The 19,449-nt window shown below is 63.9% G+C and carries 17 protein-coding genes; 8 read left to right on the forward strand and 9 right to left on the reverse strand.

The window, feature by feature from the left end:
• Together ACK6AU_RS26955 and mfd are read right to left on the reverse strand one after the other, a co-directional pair.
• Positions 1–519 (reverse strand): CsiV family protein (locus ACK6AU_RS26955; RefSeq protein ID WP_409302520.1); only part of this gene is annotated, 519 nt, incomplete at its 3' end.
• Between the two features lie 10 nt (positions 520–529).
• Positions 530–3,979 (reverse strand): transcription-repair coupling factor, encoded by a 3,450-nt coding sequence (gene mfd, locus ACK6AU_RS26960; protein ID WP_409302522.1) that lies wholly within the window; start codon positions 3,977–3,979, stop codon positions 530–532.
• Between the two features lie 353 nt (positions 3,980–4,332).
• Here mfd and ACK6AU_RS26965 point away from each other — a divergent pair, with 353 nt between their 5' ends.
• The gene (locus ACK6AU_RS26965) at positions 4,333–5,796 is read left to right on the forward strand and encodes a glyceraldehyde-3-phosphate dehydrogenase (protein ID WP_185699641.1); all 1,464 of its coding nucleotides are present in this window, start codon (positions 4,333–4,335) and stop codon (positions 5,794–5,796) included.
• A 60-nt stretch (positions 5,797–5,856) separates the two neighbouring features.
• Here ACK6AU_RS26965 and ACK6AU_RS26970 read toward each other — a convergent pair whose 3' ends face one another.
• Entirely contained in the window at positions 5,857–7,158 is a 1,302-nt protein-coding gene (locus tag ACK6AU_RS26970) for an MFS transporter (RefSeq protein ID WP_185699642.1), read from the reverse strand.
• 321 nt (positions 7,159–7,479) lie between these two features.
• On the opposite strand from ACK6AU_RS26970, the gene ACK6AU_RS26975 reads away from it, so the two are divergent.
• Both ACK6AU_RS26975 and sthA read left to right on the forward strand, forming a co-directional pair.
• On the forward strand, positions 7,480–8,460 hold the full coding sequence (locus tag ACK6AU_RS26975) for an FAD:protein FMN transferase (protein WP_409302536.1): 981 nt from the start codon (positions 7,480–7,482) through the stop codon (positions 8,458–8,460).
• Between the two features lie 200 nt (positions 8,461–8,660).
• Entirely contained in the window at positions 8,661–10,055 is a 1,395-nt protein-coding gene (gene sthA / locus ACK6AU_RS26980) for a Si-specific NAD(P)(+) transhydrogenase (protein WP_103327134.1), read from the forward strand.
• A 42-nt stretch (positions 10,056–10,097) separates the two neighbouring features.
• Here sthA and ACK6AU_RS26985 read toward each other — a convergent pair whose 3' ends face one another.
• On the reverse strand, positions 10,098–10,820 hold the full coding sequence (locus ACK6AU_RS26985; RefSeq protein ID WP_022643361.1) for a glycerophosphodiester phosphodiesterase family protein: 723 nt from the start codon (positions 10,818–10,820) through the stop codon (positions 10,098–10,100).
• A 51-nt stretch (positions 10,821–10,871) separates the two neighbouring features.
• A complete protein-coding gene (locus ACK6AU_RS26990) occupies positions 10,872–11,459 on the reverse strand; it encodes a PilZ domain-containing protein (protein ID WP_185699644.1) in 588 nt (195 codons plus the stop codon).
• A gap of 94 nt (positions 11,460–11,553) precedes the next feature.
• On the opposite strand from ACK6AU_RS26990, the gene ACK6AU_RS26995 reads away from it, so the two are divergent.
• From ACK6AU_RS26995 to ACK6AU_RS27005, 3 genes are all read left to right on the forward strand, one after another.
• The gene (locus tag ACK6AU_RS26995; RefSeq protein ID WP_409302526.1) at positions 11,554–12,804 is read left to right on the forward strand and encodes a lipoprotein-releasing ABC transporter permease subunit; all 1,251 of its coding nucleotides are present in this window, start codon (positions 11,554–11,556) and stop codon (positions 12,802–12,804) included.
• A 7-nt stretch (positions 12,805–12,811) separates the two neighbouring features.
• Complete coding sequence (gene lolD, locus ACK6AU_RS27000; protein WP_185699645.1) at positions 12,812–13,495, forward strand: lipoprotein-releasing ABC transporter ATP-binding protein LolD; 684 nt, start codon at positions 12,812–12,814, stop codon at positions 13,493–13,495.
• Between the two features lie 71 nt (positions 13,496–13,566).
• Positions 13,567–14,811, forward strand: a complete 1,245-nt coding sequence (locus tag ACK6AU_RS27005; protein WP_185699646.1) for a lipoprotein-releasing ABC transporter permease subunit — start codon at positions 13,567–13,569, stop codon at positions 14,809–14,811.
• Between the two features lie 36 nt (positions 14,812–14,847).
• On the opposite strand, the gene ACK6AU_RS27010 is transcribed toward ACK6AU_RS27005, so the two are convergent.
• Both ACK6AU_RS27010 and ACK6AU_RS27015 read right to left on the reverse strand, forming a co-directional pair.
• A complete protein-coding gene (locus tag ACK6AU_RS27010) occupies positions 14,848–16,209 on the reverse strand; it encodes a heavy metal sensor histidine kinase (protein WP_409302529.1) in 1,362 nt (453 codons plus the stop codon).
• Positions 16,209–16,889 carry a heavy metal response regulator transcription factor gene (locus ACK6AU_RS27015; RefSeq protein ID WP_185699648.1) on the reverse strand — a complete coding sequence of 227 codons (681 nt, stop codon included), beginning with the start codon at positions 16,887–16,889 and terminating at the stop codon, positions 16,209–16,211. The genes ACK6AU_RS27010 and ACK6AU_RS27015 overlap by 1 nt, the downstream gene beginning before the upstream one ends.
• 172 nt (positions 16,890–17,061) lie before the next feature.
• Here ACK6AU_RS27015 and ACK6AU_RS27020 point away from each other — a divergent pair, with 172 nt between their 5' ends.
• Together ACK6AU_RS27020 and queF are read left to right on the forward strand one after the other, a co-directional pair.
• Entirely contained in the window at positions 17,062–17,613 is a 552-nt protein-coding gene (locus ACK6AU_RS27020; protein WP_409302538.1) for a plastocyanin/azurin family copper-binding protein, read from the forward strand.
• A gap of 67 nt (positions 17,614–17,680) precedes the next feature.
• Positions 17,681–18,511, forward strand: coding sequence for an NADPH-dependent 7-cyano-7-deazaguanine reductase QueF (gene queF / locus ACK6AU_RS27025; RefSeq protein ID WP_409302531.1), 831 nt, complete (start codon positions 17,681–17,683; stop codon positions 18,509–18,511).
• A gap of 56 nt (positions 18,512–18,567) precedes the next feature.
• On the opposite strand, the gene ACK6AU_RS27030 is transcribed toward queF, so the two are convergent.
• Both ACK6AU_RS27030 and ACK6AU_RS27035 read right to left on the reverse strand, forming a co-directional pair.
• A complete protein-coding gene (locus tag ACK6AU_RS27030) occupies positions 18,568–18,831 on the reverse strand; it encodes a DUF4404 family protein (RefSeq protein WP_185699651.1) in 264 nt (87 codons plus the stop codon).
• Positions 18,832–18,955: 124 nt separating this feature from the next.
• Positions 18,956–19,449: HAD family phosphatase (locus ACK6AU_RS27035; RefSeq protein WP_409302534.1), on the reverse strand; the 494-nt coding region annotated here is incomplete at its 5' end.

A 19,449-nucleotide genomic window follows, 5' to 3' on the forward strand; every position in this document is an offset into this window, starting at 1 on the left:
AGTGATCTTGATCAGCAGCGCCAGGTGGCCGTTATCCAGGTAGTTGAGCTGGCCATTCTTGGTGTGGCTTTGCTGCCTCAGGCGCTCGCTGCGGGTGACCAGGCCGTTGCTGTCGATCTGGTTGACCCAGAAGTCGGCATTGACGTCGGTGAAGCGCCCAAGGGTCAGGCCCAGGGTGCCTTCGATGGGGAACTGGCCGAACTGCTCGGGGCCGTCGCTGATGGCGACCTTGACCGGGGTTTCCCCCAGGGTCTGTTGCCAGGCGCGGTGCAGCAGCACGCTGTAGTTGCCGCTGGCGCCGAGTTTCTCGACGATGCCGCCCAGGGCCGGGGTGCGCTGGCTGTCCGGCCCCAGGCGCTGGGCGCCGGCGGCCCAGTCCTCCGGAGCGGCGCGGCTGATGATCTGGGGTTCGGCATTCTGGCGTACCAGGATCATTTCCACCTGGTACAGGTCGTCGGCCAGGGCCGTTGGCGCGACGACCAGGGCCAGGAGCAGGGGCAAGGAGCGGAACAGGCGCATGGGGCGTCCTTCAAGCAGTTTTCGGGGTGAGGCTCTCAAGCAGGGCCTCCAATGTATTAAAGCGCTCTTCAGGGCGTTCCATCGGCACCATGAACTTGAACAGGGTCGCGCCTTCGAACTTGTAGCGCTTGGGCTGGCCCTGGATCAGCTTGATCAGGGCCAGCGGGTCCACCGGCGTATCCGCGGCGAACTCGATGCGCCCGCCCTGGGGGCCGCCATCGATCTTCTTGATCCCCAGCTGCTCGGCCTGGAGCTTGAGCTGGGTCAGGCGGATCAGGTTCTTGGTCGGCTCCGGCAGCAGGCCGAAGCGATCGATCATCTCCACTTGCATGTCCTTCAGGCCGTCTTCGTCGGTGGCCGAGGCGATGCGCTTATAGAGGATCAGCCGGGCATGGACGTCCGGCAAGTAGTCCTCGGGAATCAGCGCCGGCAAGCGCAGGTTGATTTCCGGGCCGCCGCCCAGGGGCTGGTCGAGGTTCGGCTGCTCGCCCTTGCGGATGGCCTTCACCGCCCGCTCCAGCATCTCCATGTACAGGGTGAAGCCGACGGCCTGGATCTGGCCGCTCTGGCCATCGCCCAGCAGTTCGCCGGCACCGCGGATTTCCAGGTCGTTGGTGGCCAGGACGAAACCGGCCCCCAGGTCCTGGGTGTTGGCGATGGCTTCCAGGCGTTTCTCCGCATCCGCGGTGATCTGCTGGCGTGGCGGGGTCAGCAGGTAGGCGTAGGCCTGGTGGTGGCTACGGCCGACCCGGCCGCGCAATTGGTGCAGTTGGGCCAGGCCGAACTTGTCGGCGCGCTCGATGATGATGGTGTTGGCGCTGGGCACGTCGATGCCGGTCTCGATGATGGTCGAGGCGATCAGCACGTTGAAGCGCTTGTGATAGAAGTCGCTCATCACCTGTTCCAGCTCGCTCTCGCGCATCTGCCCGTGGCCGATGCCGATCCGCGCTTCGGGCACCAGTTCGGCGAGGTCGGCGGCGCATTTCTCGATGCTCTTCACATCGTTGTGCAGGTAGTACACCTGGCCGCCCCGCAGCAGTTCACGCAGCAGGGCCTCCTTGACCGTGCTCTTGTTCTGCTCCATGACGAAGGTCCGCACCGACAGGCGCCGGGCCGGTGGCGTGGCGATGATCGACAGGTCGCGCATGCCCGAGACCGCCATGTTCAGCGTCCGCGGGATCGGCGTGGCGGTGAGCGTGAGGATGTCCACTTCGCTGCGCAGGGCCTTGAGCTGCTCTTTCTGGCGCACGCCGAAGCGGTGTTCCTCGTCGATGATCACCAGGCCCAGGTTCTTGATCTTCACATCGTCCTGCAACAGCTTGTGGGTGCCGATGACGATGTCGATCCTGCCCTCGGCCAGGTCCGCCACGGCGGCGCTGACTTCCTTGGCCGACTTGAAGCGGCTCATGACCTCCACGGTCACCGGCCAGTCGGCGAAGCGATCACGGAAGCTGTTGTAATGCTGCTGGGCGAGCAGGGTGGTGGGGACCAGGATCGCCACCTGCTTGCCACCATGCACGGCGATGAACGCGGCGCGCATGGCCACTTCGGTCTTGCCGAAGCCCACGTCGCCGCAGACCAGGCGGTCCATCGGCTTGGGCGAGAGCATGTCCTCGCGCACGGCCTCGATGGTGCTCTGCTGGTCGGGTGTTTCCTCGAAGGGAAAGCCGGCGCTGAAGGTCGCATAGTCGGCCTTGGGGTCGGCGAAGGCATAACCTTCCCGGGCAGCTCGACGGGCATAGATATCCAGCAGTTCGGCGGCCACGTCGCGTACTTGCTCGGCGGCCTTGCGCTTGGCCTTCTGCCAGGCTTCGGAGCCCAGGCGGTGCAGGGGCGCGAGGGAGTCGTCGCTGCCGGTGTAGCGGGCGATCAGGTGCAGGTTGGCCACCGGCACGTAGAGCTTGGCGCCCTCGGCATACTCCAGGGTGAGGAATTCGGCGGCCTGGTTGTCGATCTCCAGGGTCGCCAGGCCCAGGTAGCGGCCCACGCCATGGTCGATGTGCACCACCGGCGCGCCTTCACGCAGTTCGGTGAGGTTCTTGATGACCGCGTCGTTGCTGGCGTCGGCGCGTTTCTCCCGGCGCCGGCGCTGCATCACGCGCTGGCCGAACAGCGGGCTTTCGGCGACCAGCGCCAAAGCCGGTTCGTCCAGCGCCAGGCCTTCGTCCAGGGGTGCGATGGTGATCGCCAGGCGCTCCTTGCTGGCGACGAAGTCCGGCCAGTTGTCGACGGTCCTGGGGCGCAGCTTGAGGCGCTCCAGCAGCTCCAGCAACACCTCCCGGCGCCCAGCGGATTCGGCGGTGAACAGCACGCGGCCAGGGAATTCGTCGAGGAACCTGGAAAGGGCCGCCAGCGGCTGGTTGGCCTTGGCCTCGATGGCAAGATCTGGCAGTGCGCGCGCGGGGAAGCGCTCGCGACCGACGCCGGTCTCGATGTCGTGCTGGCTGGCCACCACCCGTGGCCAGCTCTTCAGCCGGGCGAAGCAGTCTTCCACCGGCAGGAACAGCTCGGCCGGCGGCAGCAAGGGCCGCGAGGGGTCGATCCGGCGTTCTTCGTAGCGGTTGCGCACGTCGTTCCAGAAGTTTTCCGCGGCTTGCTCGATGCCCGGCAGGGAGAACACCTGGGTGTCCTGGGGCAGGTAGTCGAACAAGGTCGAGGTTTCTTCGAAGAACAGCGGCAGGTAGTACTCGATGCCGGCGGGGGTGATCCCGCTGGACAGGTCCTGGAAGATCGGGCAGCGGCGGAAGTCCACGTCGAAGCGTTCGCGAAAGCGGGCCTTGAAGCGGGTCACGGCTTCTTTCTGCAGGGGGAATTCCTTGGCCGGCAGCAGGCGCACCGAGTCGACCTTGTCTATGGAGCGCTGGTTTTCCGGGTCGAAGGTGCGCAGGGTCTCGATCTCGTCATCGAACAAGTCGATGCGGTAGGGCAGCTTGCTGCCCATGGGGAACAGGTCGATCAGCGCGCCACGCACGGTGAATTCACCGTGCTCGTAAACCGTGTCGACATAGCGATAGCCGCTGGCTTCCAGGCGGGTGCGCATCAGCTCCACGTCGAGCTTCTGGCCCACGTCCAGCACCAGGCTGCTGCCCAGCAGGAACTGGGTTGGCGCCAGGCGGTGCAGGGCGGTGGTGATCGGCACCACCAGCACGCCGTGCTCCAGTTCCGGCAGCCGATAGAGGCTGGCGATGCGCTGGGAAATGATGTCCTGGTGCGGCGAGAACAGGTCGTAGGGCAAGGTTTCCCAGTCGGGGAAATGCAGGACCGGCAGATCCGGGGCGAAGAAGCTCAGCTCCTGTTCCAGCCGGTCGGCGCTTTGGCTGTCGGCGGTCAGCAGGAGGGTGAAGCGCTTGGCGGCGCTGGCGGCTTCGGTGATGGCCAGGCTCAGGGCGGCACCGGGCAGGTTGCCCCAGTGCTGTTTCCCGGTGGCGGCGGGGAGTAGCGGTAGACGCAGGACAGGCACGGACGGTCAAGCTCCAGGCGTTGCGACAAAGTCGGTAATTGTAACGGGCCGGGGTCGCCACTGTCAGTGGCTGATGTGTCGATCGGGCCTGTTAAGGAAAATGTAGTGGCAATGACAAAATAATCGGCTTTTGACGGCAAAATGTAGTGCCGATGTCGGGCAGTGTTACGGAGGGTTACGGACAGAAGGTCTGGCGCGGGTAAAAATTGGCGTCGCTGGAAGCCGCGTGTTTACTGGGCTGCAGCGCGGTGTCAATTTTTTTGCAAGGGCTTTTGTTACGTTCCGCACGACAGGCGCGCATTGCTAGAGGAGGCTCTGGGCGGCATAATGTAGCCCCTTTTTTCTGCCCCTACATGTGGAAGGTTCCCGTGACTCAGAAGCCCGACCAGTGTCTTGGTGAATGGATCGACCGTGAAGCACTCGCAGAAGCGATGATTCCGCTTATCGGTCAGCTCTACCGCAACAACAATGTGGTGAGCTCGATCTATGGCCGCAGCCTGATCAACCAGTCTGTCATCGCGATTCTCAAAGCTCACCGCTTTGCTCGCCATCGTCAGTCCGACGACAGCGAATTGTCCGTCCACGAAACGTTCCCTCTCCTGAAGGCCATGAGCGAGCTCAAGCTCGGCGCGGCCTCGGTTGATCTGGGCAAGTTGGCTGTCAAATTCAAAACCCAGGGCAATGGCCGCACCGCCGAACAATTCGTTCGCGAAGAGCTGGCCGATGTCGTGGGCCAACAAAACGCCTCGGCGCGCAAGGGCACTGACGTAGTGCTGTACGGCTTCGGTCGTATCGGTCGCCTGCTGGCGCGTATCCTGATCGAGAAGACCGGTGGCGGCGACGGCCTGCGCCTGCGAGCCATCGTGGTGCGCAAGGGCGCCGAGAACGACCTGACCAAGCGCGCCAGCCTTCTGCGTCGCGACTCGGTGCACGGTTCGTTCAACGGCACCATCACCATCGATGAAGCGAACAACACCATCACCGCCAACGGCAACCTGATCCAGGTGATCTACGCCAAGAGCCCGAGCGAAGTCGACTACACCCAGTACGGCATCCACGATGCGCTGATCGTCGACAACACCGGTGTATGGCGCGATGCCGATGGCCTGGGCCAGCACCTGGCCTGCCCGGGCGCTGCCCGCGTGGTCCTGACCGCACCTGGCAAGGGCGCGCTGAAGAACATCGTGCACGGCATCAACCACGGTGAAATCACCCCTGACGACAAGATCGTTTCCGCTGCTTCTTGCACCACCAACGCCATCGTGCCGGTGCTCAAGGCCGTGAACGACCAGTACGGCATCGTCAATGGCCACGTCGAAACCGTTCACTCGTTCACCAACGACCAGAACCTGATCGACAACTTCCACAAGGGCAGCCGTCGTGGCCGCGCCGCGCCATTGAACATGGTGATCACCGAGACCGGTGCCGCCACCGCTGCCGCCAAGGCGCTGCCTGTACTCAAGGGCAAGCTGACCGGCAACGCGATCCGTGTGCCGACGCCGAACGTGTCGATGGCCATCCTCAACCTGAATCTGGAAAAGGCCACCACCCGCGACGAGATCAACGAGTACCTGCGCCAGACCGCCATGCACTCGGAGCTGCACAAGCAGATCGACTTCGTCAATTCCCAGGAAGTGGTGTCCACCGACTTCGTCGGTTCGCGCCACGCCGGTGTGGTCGATGCCGAAGCCACCATCTGCAACGACAACCGCGTTGTCCTGTACGTCTGGTACGACAACGAATTCGGTTACAGCTGCCAGGTAGTGCGCGTGATGGAAGACATGGCCGGGGTCAACCCGCCAGCGTTCCCACGCTAAGCGTCCATCGATGTGAAAACGCCCCGACTTGTCGGGGCGTTTTTGTTTGTGCCGATAGGCCTACCGAGCACCGCCAGTCACGCTCGTCTGCGCGGTCCGCAGGGCATGGCGGTTGCCGTGGAACAGCACCAGGGTGGCGATCAGCCCCAGCACGGCGGCGCCGCTGAGCCAGATCCCGGGAGCGGCCTTGTTGTCCAGCACGTGGATCAGGTAGGTGCAGGCTGCCGGAGTGAAACCGCCGAAGGTGGCGGTGGCCAGGCTATAGGCCAGGGAGAAACCGGTGGTACGGACTTCGGCGGGCATGATTTCGGTCAGGGCCACCACCATGGCGCCGTTGTAGGAGCCATAGAGGAAGGACAGCCACAGCTCGACGATCAACAGGTGGCTGAAGCTGGGGTTGGCCACCAGCCAGGACAGCGCCGGATAAGCGGTGAGAATCGCCAGGATGGTGGCGCCCAGCAGCAGTGGCTTGCGCCCGATCTTGTCCGACAGCGAACCCATGACCGGCAGCCAGAAGAAGTTGGACGCGCCGATGCACACGGTCACCAGCAGCGAGTCGAAATCGGACAGGTGCAGTTCAGCCTTGCCGAAGGTCGGGGTGTAGGCGGTGATCAGGTAGAAGGACACGGTGGTCATCACCACCAGGGCCATGCCGGCGATGACGAGGCCGAAGTTCTGGCCGATCGAGCGCACGATTTCCTGCAGGGTCGGACGATGCTTGCGCGCCTGGAATTCCGGGGTTTCCTCCAGGGAGCGGCGAATCATGAAGATGGCTGGCACGATCATGCAGCCCACCAGGAAAGGGACGCGCCAGCCCCAGTCACCCATCTGCTCGGGGCTCAACCAGTGGTTCAGGCCGACGCCCAGCAAGCCGGCGAATACCACGGCGGCCTGTTGGCTTGCCGATTGCCAGCTGACGAAGAAGCCCTTGCGGCCGGGAGTGGAGATCTCGGCCAGGTAGACCGAGACGCCACCCAGCTCCACGCCGGCGGAGAAGCCCTGCAGCAGGCGGCCGAGCAGGACCAGCAGCGGCGCGGCCACGCCGAGGGTGGCGTAGCCGGGGACGCAGGCGATCAGTACGGTGCCGGCGGCCATCAGCGCCAGGGTGATGATCAGGCCCTGGCGGCGGCCATGGCGGTCGATATAGGCGCCCAGGAAGATCGCCCCCAGGGGACGCATCAGGAAGCCTGCGCCGAAGGTCGCCAGGGACAGCATCAACGATGCGAAGGCGCTGTCGGCGGGGAAGAAGGTCTTGGCGATCGCCGTGGCGTAGAAGCCATAGACCATGAAGTCGAACATCTCGAGAAAGTTGCCGCTGACAACGCGAAAGATCGCCTTGCCTTTGCCCGTGGTCGTGGACATGTTTTGCACTCACTTTGGCTGTCTTGTTAGCAATCCCTGGTCATTGGTCGTCCTCACTGCAAAGGTGGGGGCGCGAGGCTGCACACTGAACAGTTTTGTAACAATATGTGTGTGGAAGGGATCAGGCAACTAAAACTCTTGGTCATGGCGCGATGGCTCTAGCTTGTGGCTTTGCCTTTGTCTTTCAGGGGAAGTGGGTAGGTGAATGCCGTTCCGTCTGTCGCATAATGGCTTTTTGCTTGATGGGCAGGCCCTGCGGGTGGCCGTTCTGGAGGAATGACCTTGGCAGGTAGCAGGCAGTGGCAGGTGCTGTGGGGTGTGATGGCGTTATTGGCCGGATGTGGTGCCGGGGAGCGTTTGGAAAGCATTTCCGGGCCGACCATGGGCAGCACCTGGTCGGTGCAATATGTCCGGCCTTCAGGAGGGCCGCAGGCAACTGCGGTCAAGGCTGAGGTCGAGGCGATCCTGGCTGAAGTGGATCGCCAGATGTCCACTTACCGCAGTGATTCGGATATCGAGCGATTCAATCGGTTGCCAGCCCATGCTTGCCAACCCATGCCCGAGCCGGTGTTGCAGCTGGTGCGGGTTGGCGAGCAGCTGTCTCGTGGCAGCGATGGGGCCTTCGACCTGACGGTGGAGCCGCTGCTGGATCTCTGGGGCTTTGGTCCGCAAGGGCGGGTCGAGAAGGTGCCGGATGCGACGGCGCTGGCCGAGGTGCGGCGACGCGTGGGGCATGGGCTGCTGCGCATCGAGGGATCGCAGTTGTGCAAGGACGCGGCAGTGGAGGTGGATTTCAACAGTATCGCCGCTGGCTACGCGGTGGATCGCATCGCGGCGCGGCTCGCGGAACTGGGCATCGGCAGCTACCTCGCCGAGGCCACTGGCGAGCTCAAGGCGGCCGGGCGCAAGCCTGGAGGCGCACCCTGGCGCGTCGCCCTGGAGGAGCCCCGGGACGATCGGCAAGTGGCCGAGCGAGTGATCGCCGTGGACGGTTATGGCGTTTCCACCTCCGGCGACTACCGTCATTACTTCGAGCAGGACGGCCAGCGTTATTCCCACACCTTCGATGCCCGGCTCGGCCGGCCCATTACCCACAAGCTGGCAGCGGTGACCGTGGTCCACCGCTCGGCGCTGATGGCCGATGGCTTGTCGACGCTGTTGCTGATCCTCGGTCCCGAGGCTGGTTGGGACTATGCAAAAAAAAATGATATCGCCGCATTTTTTGTGCTGCGTGCCGATACAGGTTTCGTCACGCGTGGCAATCCGGCGTTCGAGCAATTGTTCGCCGGGCAGGCCAACTGACCTTGCATGGGTTGTGGACGCGGTAGTGCAGGCAAAAGTAGCTTACGACGCGACCAAGGGTTAATGTGCGCGGCGTTGACGCTTCTATAGACTGTGCCCGGGTTCGTAACCGAGCCAAATTGATCCTTCATGCCGCTGGCCGCGGCATGATTTAGCCGTCGATGCCAAGCGGGCATCGCGGCCTGTTCTGAGGAGTACGCATGGCTGTCTACAACTACGACGTAGTGGTGCTGGGTTCAGGCCCCGCAGGAGAAGGTGCGGCGATGAACGCCGCGAAAGCAGGACGCAAGGTGGCGATGGTCGACAGCCGTCGCCAGGTCGGCGGTAACTGCACGCACCTGGGTACCATCCCGTCCAAGGCCTTGCGTCACTCGGTCCGGCAGATCATGCAATTCAACACCAACCCGATGTTCCGGGCCATCGGTGAGCCGCGCTGGTTTTCCTTCCCGGACGTGCTCAAGAGCGCGGAGAAGGTCATTTCCAAGCAGGTGGCCTCGCGTACCGGCTACTACGCGCGCAATCGGGTCGACGTATTCATCGGCACCGGCAGCTTCGCCGACGAGCAGACGGTCGAAGTGGTTTGCGCCAATGGCGTAGTGGAAAAACTGGTGGCCAAGCACATCATCATCGCCACCGGCTCGCGCCCTTATCGCCCGGCGGACATCGATTTCAACCACCCGCGTATCTACGATAGCGACACCATCCTCAGTCTCGGCCATACCCCGCGCAAGCTCATCGTCTACGGTGCCGGAGTGATCGGTTGCGAATACGCCTCGATCTTCAGCGGCCTGGGTGTACTGGTGGAACTGGTGGACAACCGCGGCCAGTTGCTCAGCTTCCTGGACTCGGAGATCTCCCAGGCCCTGAGCTACCACTTCAGCAACAACAACATCACCGTGCGCCATAACGAAGAATACGAGCGGGTCGAGGGCGTGGATAACGGTGTGATCCTGCACCTCAAGTCCGGCAAGAAGATCAAGGCCGACGCCTTGCTCTGGTGCAACGGCCGTACCGGCAACACCGACAAGCTGGGCATGGAGAACATCGGGATCAAGGTCAATGGCCGTGGCCAGATCGAGGTGGACGAGAACTACCGTACCAGCGTCCCGAACATCTACGGCGCCGGCGACGTGATCGGCTGGCCGAGCCTGGCCAGCGCCGCCCACGACCAGGGTCGCTCCGCTGCCGGCAGCATCGTCGACAACGGCAGCTGGCGTTTCGTCAATGACGTGCCGACCGGGATCTACACCATTCCCGAGATCAGCTCGATCGGCAAGAACGAGCAGGAACTGACCCAGGCCAAGGTGCCCTACGAAGTGGGCAAGGCGTTCTTCAAGGGCATGGCCCGGGCGCAGATCGCCGGTGAGCCGCAAGGCATGCTGAAGATCCTGTTCCACCGCGAGACCCTGGAAGTGCTGGGCGTGCACTGCTTCGGCTACCAGGCATCGGAGATCGTGCACATCGGCCAGGCGATCATGAACCAGCCGGGCGAGCTCAATACCCTGAAGTACTTCGTCAACACCACCTTCAACTACCCGACCATGGCCGAAGCCTATCGGGTCGCTGCGTACGACGGCCTCAACCGGCTTTTTTGAGCGGCTCCGGCCGGTGGCCTGAGCCGGCCGGGGAGACCGATTTCAGTAATTCTCGAGGGTGGCGCTGGCCAAACCGGGAAAGTCTGTAATCAGGCTGTCTACGCCGAAGTCGGCGAGCCTGCGCATCAGCGCTGGCTCGTTGACGGTCCACACTGACACATGCAGGCCCTGGCGCTGCGCCCGTTGCAGGCGTTCCGGGGTGCACAGGGTCCAGTTCAGCGCAAGAATCTCGCAGCCATAGCTCTGGGCGACCTTCAACGGGTCGAGCCAGGCGTATTCGGCTACCAGTCCACGGGACAGGTCCGGGGTCAGTTCAAGCGCCGCCTTGAGGACTTCGCGAGAGCTTGAGGTCACGGTGACCTTGTCCAGCAGGCCGAAGCGCTGGGCCATTTCGCGAATCGCCAGCACGGTGGTGGCGGCGCGGGTGCGTGAGGCGCTCTTGACCTCCAACTGCCAGTGCTCGAAGTCGCATTTCTCGAACAATTCTTCCAGGCGTGGAATGGGGCAGGGGCTGACCCAGCCCGGCCCGCCCTTGCGGGCGTCGTAGGTCACCAGTTCGGCGGCGCTGTGCTCTACCACCTTGCCGCGTCGATCGGTGGTGCGCTTGAGGGTCGGGTCGTGGATCACCATCAGTTCCCCGTCCATGGACAGGTGCAGGTCGAGTTCGCAGCGGCGCACGCCGTGCTTGAGGCATTCCTGGAAGCTGGTCAGGGTGTTTTCCGGCGCTTCGCCCTTGGCGCCGCGATGGCCATAGATCAGGGTCACAATTGCTCCTTCAAGGGGGTGGTTGTTCTTCAGGGAGGGCCGGCGCAGGGTTCAGCCGGCGGCTGGGTCGTTCTGTTCCCGGGCCTGGCGGCGTTGCTGGGCCTGTTTCTGCAGGATGTAGCGGGCCAGCAGCTGGCGCTGGGAGTCGGTCAAGGCTTCGAACTCGGTGCCGATCTCGAAAGTGCCGAAACCCTGGGGTTCGCAGTGGGTGACCTTGGCCCGCAGCAGCAGGCCCAGGGCCTGGGGCATCAATAGCAGCTTCACCGCCAGCTGGCTGCCGGAGGGATAGCACTGGTGATGGCTGAACTCGATGCCGCCTTCGGAGAGGATCACCCGCTGCGGTTCGCCGAACTTGCCCTGTACGGTCTGGGCCACCACCTGGCCGAGCAGGTCGATGCGCTTGTTCATAGCCTTGAGATAGCTGGCCAGGGTGCGATCGCGCTCGCTGACCTGGCGTAGCAGGTGCTGGGATTCGAATTCGCTCAGGTGCAATTCGCTGAGCAGATTGAACAGCACGGATTCATCCTGCAACACTTCCTTGCTCGCCGCATCGTGGGCGGACAAGGGGCTAATTTCCAGTGCGATCGTGTCCTCGATACGGTAGTATTCGCGGCGATCTTCTTCATCTAATGTCGACATGGCGAACCCATGGTAGAGGCGGTGGTCTGAGTGTAAAGCTGCTTACCAGGCCTCGCCACAAGGACGTCTTCTTTTCCTCCGAACAAGCCCCGACATGTTCAGACCTCTGTTTGCTTTCATCGGCACGCGCTATACCCGTGCAAAGCGTCGCAACCATTTCGTGTCATTCATTTCCCTGACTTCGATGATCGGCCTCGCCCTCGGCGTGATCGTGATGATCGTGGTGTTGTCGGTGATGAATGGCTTCGACCATGAGATGCGCACCCGCGTGCTGGGCATGGTGCCCCATGCCACCATCGAATCCGGCGAGCCCATCAGTGACTGGCAGGGCCTGGCCGCCAAGGTCAAGGCCAATCCCCAGGTGCTGGCGGTGGCTCCCTTCACCCAGATGCAGGGCCTGTTGACCAACAACGGCCAGGTGCAGAAGGTGTTGCTCAATGCCATCGACCCGGCCCAGGAGCGCCAGGTTTCGATCATCGACCACTTCATGCAACAGGGGCAGCTCGATGCCCTGGCGCCCGGCAGTTTCGGCATCGTCATCGGTGACAAGGCCGCCAACAAGCTGGGCGTCGGCCTGGGCGACAAGCTGACCTTCGTCGCCCCCGAGGTCTCGGTGACCCCGGCGGGCATGTTCCCGCGCATGAAGCGCTTCACCGTGGTGGGTATCTTCCACGTTGGCGCCGGCGAGATCGATGGCTACCTGGGCCTGACCAACCTCCAGGACCTGGGCCGCCTGCACCGCTGGAAATCGGACCAGGTCCAGGGCTTGCGGTTGAAGTTCGACGACCTGTTCCAGGCGCCGCGCACGGCCTGGCAGATCGCCCAGGAGCTGGGCGAGAACCATTTCTACGCCCGTGACTGGACCCGCACCCACGGCAACCTGTACCAGGCCATCCGCATGGAAAAAGCCATGATCGGCCTGTTGCTGTTGCTGATCGTCGCGGTCGCGGCTTTCAACATCATCTCCACCCTGGTGATGGTGGTGAACGACAAGAAGGGCGACATCGCCATCCTGCGTACCCTGGGTGCCACGCCGGCGACCATCATGGCGATCTTCATGGTCCAGGGTACGGTGATCGGCGTGGTCGGCACCCTGATCGGCGCCGTGCTGGGCATGCTCGCGGCGTTGAATGTCAGCGCTGCGATCGCTGGCCTCGAGCGCCTGATCGGACACAAGTTCCTCAATGCCGACGTGTACTTCATCGACTACCTGCCGTCCCAACTGATGGCCGAGGACGTGTTGATGGTCTGCGGTGCGGCATTGGTCCTGAGTTTCCTCGCCACCCTGTATCCTGCCTGGCGTGCGGCGCGCACCCAGCCTGCGGAGGCGCTACGTTATGAGTGAGTTGGGCATGAGTGAAAAAGCAATCCTGAGCTGCCGCGACCTGGGCAAGTCCTATGAGGAAGGCCCGGAGTCGGTGGTGGTCCTGTCCGGCCTGCAACTGGAACTGCATCCGGGAGAGCGGGTAGCCATCGTCGGCAGCTCCGGTTCCGGTAAAAGTACCTTGCTCAACCTGCTGGGCGGCCTGGATACCCCTTCCAAGGGCAGCGTCTGGCTGGCCGGCGAGGAGCTCTCGGCCCTCGGCGAGAAGGCCCGCGGCCAGCTGCGCAACCGCGCCCTGGGCTTCGTCTACCAGTTCCACCACCTGTTGCCGGAATTCACCGCCCTGGAGAACGTCTGCATGCCGCTGCTGATCGGTCGTACACCGATCCCGGAAGCCCGCCAGCGGGCCACGGCGCTGCTGGAGCGGGTCGGCCTGGCCCATCGCCTGGAGCACAAGCCCGCCGAGTTGTCCGGCGGTGAGCGCCAGCGCGTGGCCATTGCCCGCGCCCTGGTGAACAAGCCGGGGCTGGTGATGCTCGATGAGCCCACCGGCAACCTTGATTCCCATACCGCCCAGGGCATCCAGGACCTGATGCTGGAGCTCAGCACTTCGATGCGCACCGCCTTCCTGGTGGTGACCCACGACATGAGCCTGGCCCGGCAGATGGATCGCGTATTGCACCTGCAAGAAGGTCACCTGGTCGCGATCTGAGGCGACCGCACGCGGCGCCGGCGGCTCGTCGGCCGGCGCCGGGTCATTAATCTTTTCAGGGTGCCTTGCCCATGTTCCGACCCTTATCGATCTTTATCGGCACGCGCTACACCCGCGCCAAGCGGCGTAACCGCTTCGTTTCCTTCATCTCCATGACCTCGATGATCGGCCTTGCCCTGGGTGTGCTGGCGATGATCGTGGTGCTCTCGGTGATGAACGGCTTCCAGCGGGAAATGAGCTCGCGGATCCTCGGCATGGTGCCCCATGCCACCATCGTCGGGATCAAGCCCATCGACGACTGGCAGCCGGTGGCCGCCGCAGCCTTGAGCAATCCGCAAGTCACCGCGGCGGTGCCGTTCACCGAAATGGAGGGCATGTTGTCCTACAAGGGGGCGATGCAGCCGATCCAGATCAGCGGCATCGACCCGGCCCAGGAAGGCAAGGTCTCCATCGTCGCCCAGCACATCGTCCAGGGCAGCCTGCAAGACCTGAAGCCCGGCGAGTTCGGGGTGGTGATCGGCGAGATCACGGCCCGGCGGTTTCGCCTGAATGTCGGCGACAAGCTGACCCTGATCGTGCCGGAAGTCAGCACGGCGCCCGGTGGTATCACCCCGCGCATGCAGCGCCTGAATGTGGTGGGGGTATTCAAGGTCGGTGCCGAGCTGGATGGCTCCATGGGCCTGATCCACGTGGCCGATGCCGCTGAAATGCAGCACTGGCAGCCCAACCAGGTGCAGAGCGTGCGCCTGGCGGTGAAGGACCTGTATGCCGCGCCGCAGGTTTCGGCGAGCATCGCCAAGGGCCTGGGAGCGGACTTCAGGGCCGATGACTGGACCCATACCCAGGGCAGCCTGTTCAGCGCGATGAAGATGGAAAAGACCATGATCGGTCTGCTCCTGCTGATGATCGTCGCGGTGGCGGCCTTCAACATCATCGCCACCCTGATCATGGTGGTGAACGACAAGGGCGCGGATATCGCGATCTTGCGCACCATCGGCGCCACTCCGCGGCAGATCATGGCGATCTTCATGGTCCAGGGGACGGTGATCGGCATCGTCGGCACCCTGATCGGCGGCGTGCTGGGCGTCCTGGCGGCGCTCAACGTGAGCGAGCTGGTGGGCTGGCTCGAACGCCTCAGCGGCCAGCAGATCTTCAGCTCCGACGTGTACTTCGTCAGCAACCTGCCTTCGGAACTGCAGGGCGGCGATGTGGCGCTGATCTGCAGCGCCGGGTTCATCCTGAGCTTCCTGGCGACCGTCTATCCTGCCTGGCGCGCCTCCAAGGTCGAGCCGGCCCAGGCGCTGCGCTACTCCTGATCCCCGGCCCCCTGCGCTGCGCGATGGCGCGGGGGCTCAGGCTTGCTTGGGCAACTCGATCACGAAGCGAGTCCAGCCCGGGCCGGATTCGCAATGGATCTGCCCGCCATGGGCGCGGACTATCGACTGGGTGATGGCCAGCCCCAGCCCCGCATGTTCGCTGCTGCCTTCACGGCGCGCCGGATCGGCCCGGTAGAACCGGTCGAACAGGCGTGGCAGCACGTCCTTGGCGATACCTTCGCCGCTGTTCTCGATACTCAGTGACAGGTTTTGCGGCCGATCGCTGATCCGCACCTGCACCGTGCCGGCAGCGGGAGTGAAGCGCAGTGCGTTGTCCAGCAGGTTGGACAGGGCCCGGCGCAGCATACTGCGGTCCCCGGAAATCCGGGCGCTGCCCTCGCGGCTGAGGTGGACTTGCGCGTCCTCGGCCAGGGGGCCGTAGAACTCCAGCAGCATGTCGGTCTCCTGGGCCAGGTCGAGCATTTCCCGTCGGGGGGCCAGCAGGCCATGGTCGGCCTTGGCCAGGTACAGCATGTCGTTGACCAACTGCGCCATCCATTGCAGCTCTTCGAGATTGCTGTGCAGGGCCTCGCGGTAGTCCTCGATGGGCCTGGGGCGGGTCAGGGTGACCTGGGTATGGGTCAACAGGTTGGACAGCGGCGTGCGCAGTTCATGGGCGATATCGGCGGAGAAGGCCGAGAGCCGCTGGAACGACTCGTCGAGGCGGCCGAGCATGGCGTTGAAGCTGCCGGCCAGTTCCGCCAATTCGGCGGGCATCTGCTCCGCCGACAGGCGTTGGTTCAGGGAGTTGGCGCAGATGCCGGCCGCCACGCTGCCCATGCTGCGCAACGGGCGCAGGCCGCTCCGGGCCGCCCAGGCGCCGAGCAGGGCTGTGGCCAGTGCCGACAAGCCTACGGTGAGCCAGATCAAGTGCTGCATGCGTTGCAAGAAGTGCTGGTGATGGGTGATGTCCAGCAGCAAGGTCAGCCGTGGCGAGTCCGGCTGGCCGGGCACCAGCGCTGCGTTGTAGACCCGATAGGCGGTTCCGGCCAGGTCCAGGCTGTGCAATCCGGGGCTGGTGGGCAGCGGGGCGGCCAGGGTTGGCAAGGTATCGAACCAGGCCTGGCCATCGGCGGCGCCCACACGCAGCGCCAGGTCCGGCTGGTGCTGCAGTTCATCCTGCAGTCGTGGCTGGTGGCGGGGAAAGTCCGCCGCCGTGGTGACGTCCTGCAAGGCGCTGCGCAGGGCGATCAGCTTGCCTTCCAGCAGTTGCTGGTCCAGTTCGACGAAGTGCGCCTGGCTGGCCCGGTTGAAGAGTATGCCGGCCAGCAGCGAGACCACGGCGGTGCAGGCGGCGAACAGCAGCGCCAGGCGCCCGCTCAAGGACAGGCGGCGCATCAGGCCTGGCGCTCTTCGAGCACATAACCCATGCCGCGCACGGTATGGATCAGCTTGTTGGAGTAGTCGTCATCGATCTTCAGGCGCAGGCGGCGGATCGCCACTTCGATGACGTTGGTGTCGCTGTCGAAGTTCATGTCCCAGACCTGGGAGGCGATCAACGACTTGGGCAAGACCTCGCCCTGGCGCCGCAGGAGCATCTCCAGCAGGGCGAACTCCTTGGCGGTCAGGTCGATGCGCTGGTTGCCACGCTCCACCCGGCGCCGGATCAGGTCCAGGCGCAAGTCGGCCAGCTGCAGGCTGGTTTCCTGGGCCGCGCTGCCGCCCCGGCGCAGCAGGCTGCGAACCCGGGCCAGCAACTCGGAGAAGGCGAAGGGCTTGACCAGGTAGTCGTCGGCGCCCAGTTCCAGGCCATGTACCCGGTCTTCCACCGCGTCGCGGGCGGTGAGGAACAGCACCGGCATCTCCAGCCCGGCTGCCCGCACCGCTTGCAGGATCTGCCAGCCGCTACGGCCGGGAAGCATCACATCGAGAATCAACAGTGCGTAGTCGCCGGTCAGCGCCAGGTGCTGGCCGGTATTGCCGTCGGCCACCAGCTCGGTATTGAAGCCGGCCTCGCTCAGGCCCTGGCGCAGGTAGTGGCCGGTCTTGGGTTGGTCTTCGACGATCAATAACTTCATGGCGGGACTCTTGGCATATGGAACCGGGGCTTTATACCTTGCAGGGGCGCTGCGCAGGTGAAGCTGACAAAGTTGTAATCTACTTGTCAGCTGGCTGGCAGCGGTCCGGCCCTAGAGTGTGGCACAGGCTCAATTGTGTTCTTGTCGGGGTTTGATGATGAATCTGCAAAAGTTGTTGTTGCAAAGCCGTTCCGTGCTCGGTGCCTGCCTGATGCTGGTGGGGGCGCCGCTCTGGGCGTCGCCGGCCACGTCCTATGATTTCGGCCAGCCGGCCGCGGCGGCCAAGGCCACGCGCAGTGTCGAGGTGGTGATGGGGGACATGACCTTCAGCCCCAAGGCGCTGGAGGTCAAGGCCGGCGAGACTGTGCGTTTCGTGCTGATCAACAAGGGCCAGCTATTGCATGAGTTCAACCTGGGGGACGCGGCGATGCATGCCCGGCACCAGCAGGAAATGCTGCAGATGCAGCAGAGCGGCATGCTGACCCCCACCGGCATGAAGGCCATGGAGCACGGCTCGATGGACCATGCCTCGATGGGACATGGCTCCATGCCCGGCATGGCCCAGGGCATGCAGCACGACGATCCCAATAGCGTGCTGGTGGAACCGGGCAAGCAGGCCGAACTGACCTGGACCTTCAGCAAAGGCGGCAGCCTGGAGTTCGCCTGCAATGTTCCCGGGCACTACCAGGCCGGGATGGTCGGCAAGCTGACGGTCAGTCCATAGCGGTCGGGGCTCAAAGGCGGGAGCAAAGGCTGTTAGAATCCGCTGATTCTTCAGTCAGGTTTCCGCCATGCATCCCGCAGCCGAACATTCGCCGCTGGGCAAGTCCAGTGAATACATCTCCACCTACACGCCATCGTTGCTGTTCCCCATTCCCCGGGCGGCGAAATGGGCCGAGCTGGGCTTGAGCGCCGAGACCCTGCCCTACCAGGGCGTGGATTTCTGGAACTGCTTCGAGCTGTCCTGGTTGCTGCCTTCGGGCAAGCCGGTGGTGGCCATCGGCGAGTTCAGCATTCCCGCCGATTCACCGAACATCATCGAGTCCAAGTCCTTCAAGCTCTACCTCAACTCGCTGAACCAGACGCCGTTCGCCGATCGGGCCACGCTCGAGGCGACCTTGCGCAAGGACCTTTCGGCCGCTGCGGGCAAGCCGGTGACGGTGCATGTCCGCAGCCTTGGGGAAGTCGAGGCGCAAGGCCTGGTGGCGCTGCCGGGCGTGTGCATCGACGATCTGGATATCAGCGTCGACAGCTACGAGCACCCGCGTCCCGAGCTGCTGCGCTGCGACAGCTCGCGGGTGGTGGAGGAGAGTTTGCACAGCCATCTGCTCAAGTCCAACTGCCCGGTGACCAGCCAGCCGGACTGGGGCAGCGTGGTGGTGCAATACCGTGGTGCGGCCCTGGATCACGCCAGCCTGCTGGCTTACCTGGTGAGCTTCCGCCAGCACTCGGACTTCCATGAGCAGTGCGTGGAGCGGATCTTCCTCGACCTGCAGCGCCTGCTCCAGCCGGAGAAGCTCACTGTCTACGCGCGCTACGTGCGCCGCGGCGGGTTGGACATCAACCCTTACCGCAGTACCGAAACGGCGGACTTCGCCAATCACCGGTTGGTGCGCCAATAAGCCAAAGCCCCGCTCTCATGGCGGGGCTTTGCATTTGGAGGGGCGTCGAAGGTCGATCAGATGCCGATGTTGCCCAGGGTCTGGACGATATTGCGCAGGGTTCCGGCGATGGCCGGGTGCTCCAGTTCGAAGCGCTCGACCGCCAGGTTGACACCATCGGCGAGGCTGGTGTCGTGGGTGCTGTTCTCCAGCTGGAGCTGCAGCTCGATCTGCTGCATCAGTGCTTGCAGGTTCTCGCGTTCGGCCGGCGACAGCGGCGGGTTCTGTTCCAATTGCTCGCGCAGGGTATCGAGTTGTTGTTGCAGTTCGCGGGCAGGCATGGCGTTCTCCCTTCATTGATAGGCAGAGGGATGGACCGCGTGCCAAAGGCAAAGGTCCATGCCCACAGGATTTAGATTAATCCACCCGCAAGCGCCGTGCATGATCTTGATCAACAGGCGTATTTCAGGGTTTTTCCCCCTTGAGCCTTCGCAGCCCGATGTCTTCCAGGCAGGTGGTCAGTTCACCCAGGTGGTCGATCACCGAGTGTACCCCCAGGCCGAACAGTTGCACCGTCGCCTTGCCGCGCTTGAGCTCGCGCTCCTGCTGGCTCAGGGCCTGCCACTCGCTGGGAGACATGCCGCACAGCGAGCCGCAGGACGCCAGGCCGATGGTCCACAGGCCGGCATTGAGCCCCGATTGCAGCAAAGTCGGTTCTCCGCTCACCAGCACGCAACCGTCCAGGCCCTTGACCTTGAGTGCCATCAAGGCCTGCCAGCAAGCGTCGGGAGCGGGCCAGGGTGTGGTGGTTGCAGGAGCCGGCTCGATCCATTCCGGCAGGATGGCGGCCAATTGGCGAGTGCTGGTGGCAGGTAGCTGTTCCAGCCAGGCACAGGGTATGCCTTGTCGTTCCAGGTGATGCAGGCTTTCCAGGGCGCCGGGCGTGGCCTGGAGTCGTT

Source organism: Pseudomonas sp. KCJK8993 (genome assembly GCF_046230915.1).
GTDB classification, from domain to species: domain Bacteria; phylum Pseudomonadota; class Gammaproteobacteria; order Pseudomonadales; family Pseudomonadaceae; genus Aquipseudomonas; species Aquipseudomonas piscis.

Coding starts and splice junctions, on each gene's coding strand:
- ACK6AU_RS26970 (WP_185699642.1), bottom strand. CDS start 7,158: ATGTCCACGACCACGGGCAAAGGCAAGGCGATCTTTCGCGTTGTCAGC.
- queF (WP_409302531.1), top strand. CDS start 17,681: ATGCATCCCGCAGCCGAACATTCGCCGCTGGGCAAGTCCAGTGAATAC.
- ACK6AU_RS27015 (WP_185699648.1), bottom strand. CDS start 16,889: ATGAAGTTATTGATCGTCGAAGACCAACCCAAGACCGGCCACTACCTG.
- ACK6AU_RS26975 (WP_409302536.1), top strand. CDS start 7,480: ATGGCGTTATTGGCCGGATGTGGTGCCGGGGAGCGTTTGGAAAGCATT.
- ACK6AU_RS27005 (WP_185699646.1), top strand. CDS start 13,567: ATGTTCCGACCCTTATCGATCTTTATCGGCACGCGCTACACCCGCGCC.
- ACK6AU_RS26990 (WP_185699644.1), bottom strand. CDS start 11,459: ATGTCGACATTAGATGAAGAAGATCGCCGCGAATACTACCGTATCGAG.
- ACK6AU_RS27030 (WP_185699651.1), bottom strand. CDS start 18,831: ATGCCTGCCCGCGAACTGCAACAACAACTCGATACCCTGCGCGAGCAA.
- ACK6AU_RS27010 (WP_409302529.1), bottom strand. CDS start 16,209: ATGCGCCGCCTGTCCTTGAGCGGGCGCCTGGCGCTGCTGTTCGCCGCC.
- ACK6AU_RS26965 (WP_185699641.1), top strand. CDS start 4,333: ATGTGGAAGGTTCCCGTGACTCAGAAGCCCGACCAGTGTCTTGGTGAA.
- ACK6AU_RS26995 (WP_409302526.1), top strand. CDS start 11,554: ATGTTCAGACCTCTGTTTGCTTTCATCGGCACGCGCTATACCCGTGCA.
- lolD (WP_185699645.1), top strand. CDS start 12,812: ATGAGTGAAAAAGCAATCCTGAGCTGCCGCGACCTGGGCAAGTCCTAT.
- sthA (WP_103327134.1), top strand. CDS start 8,661: ATGGCTGTCTACAACTACGACGTAGTGGTGCTGGGTTCAGGCCCCGCA.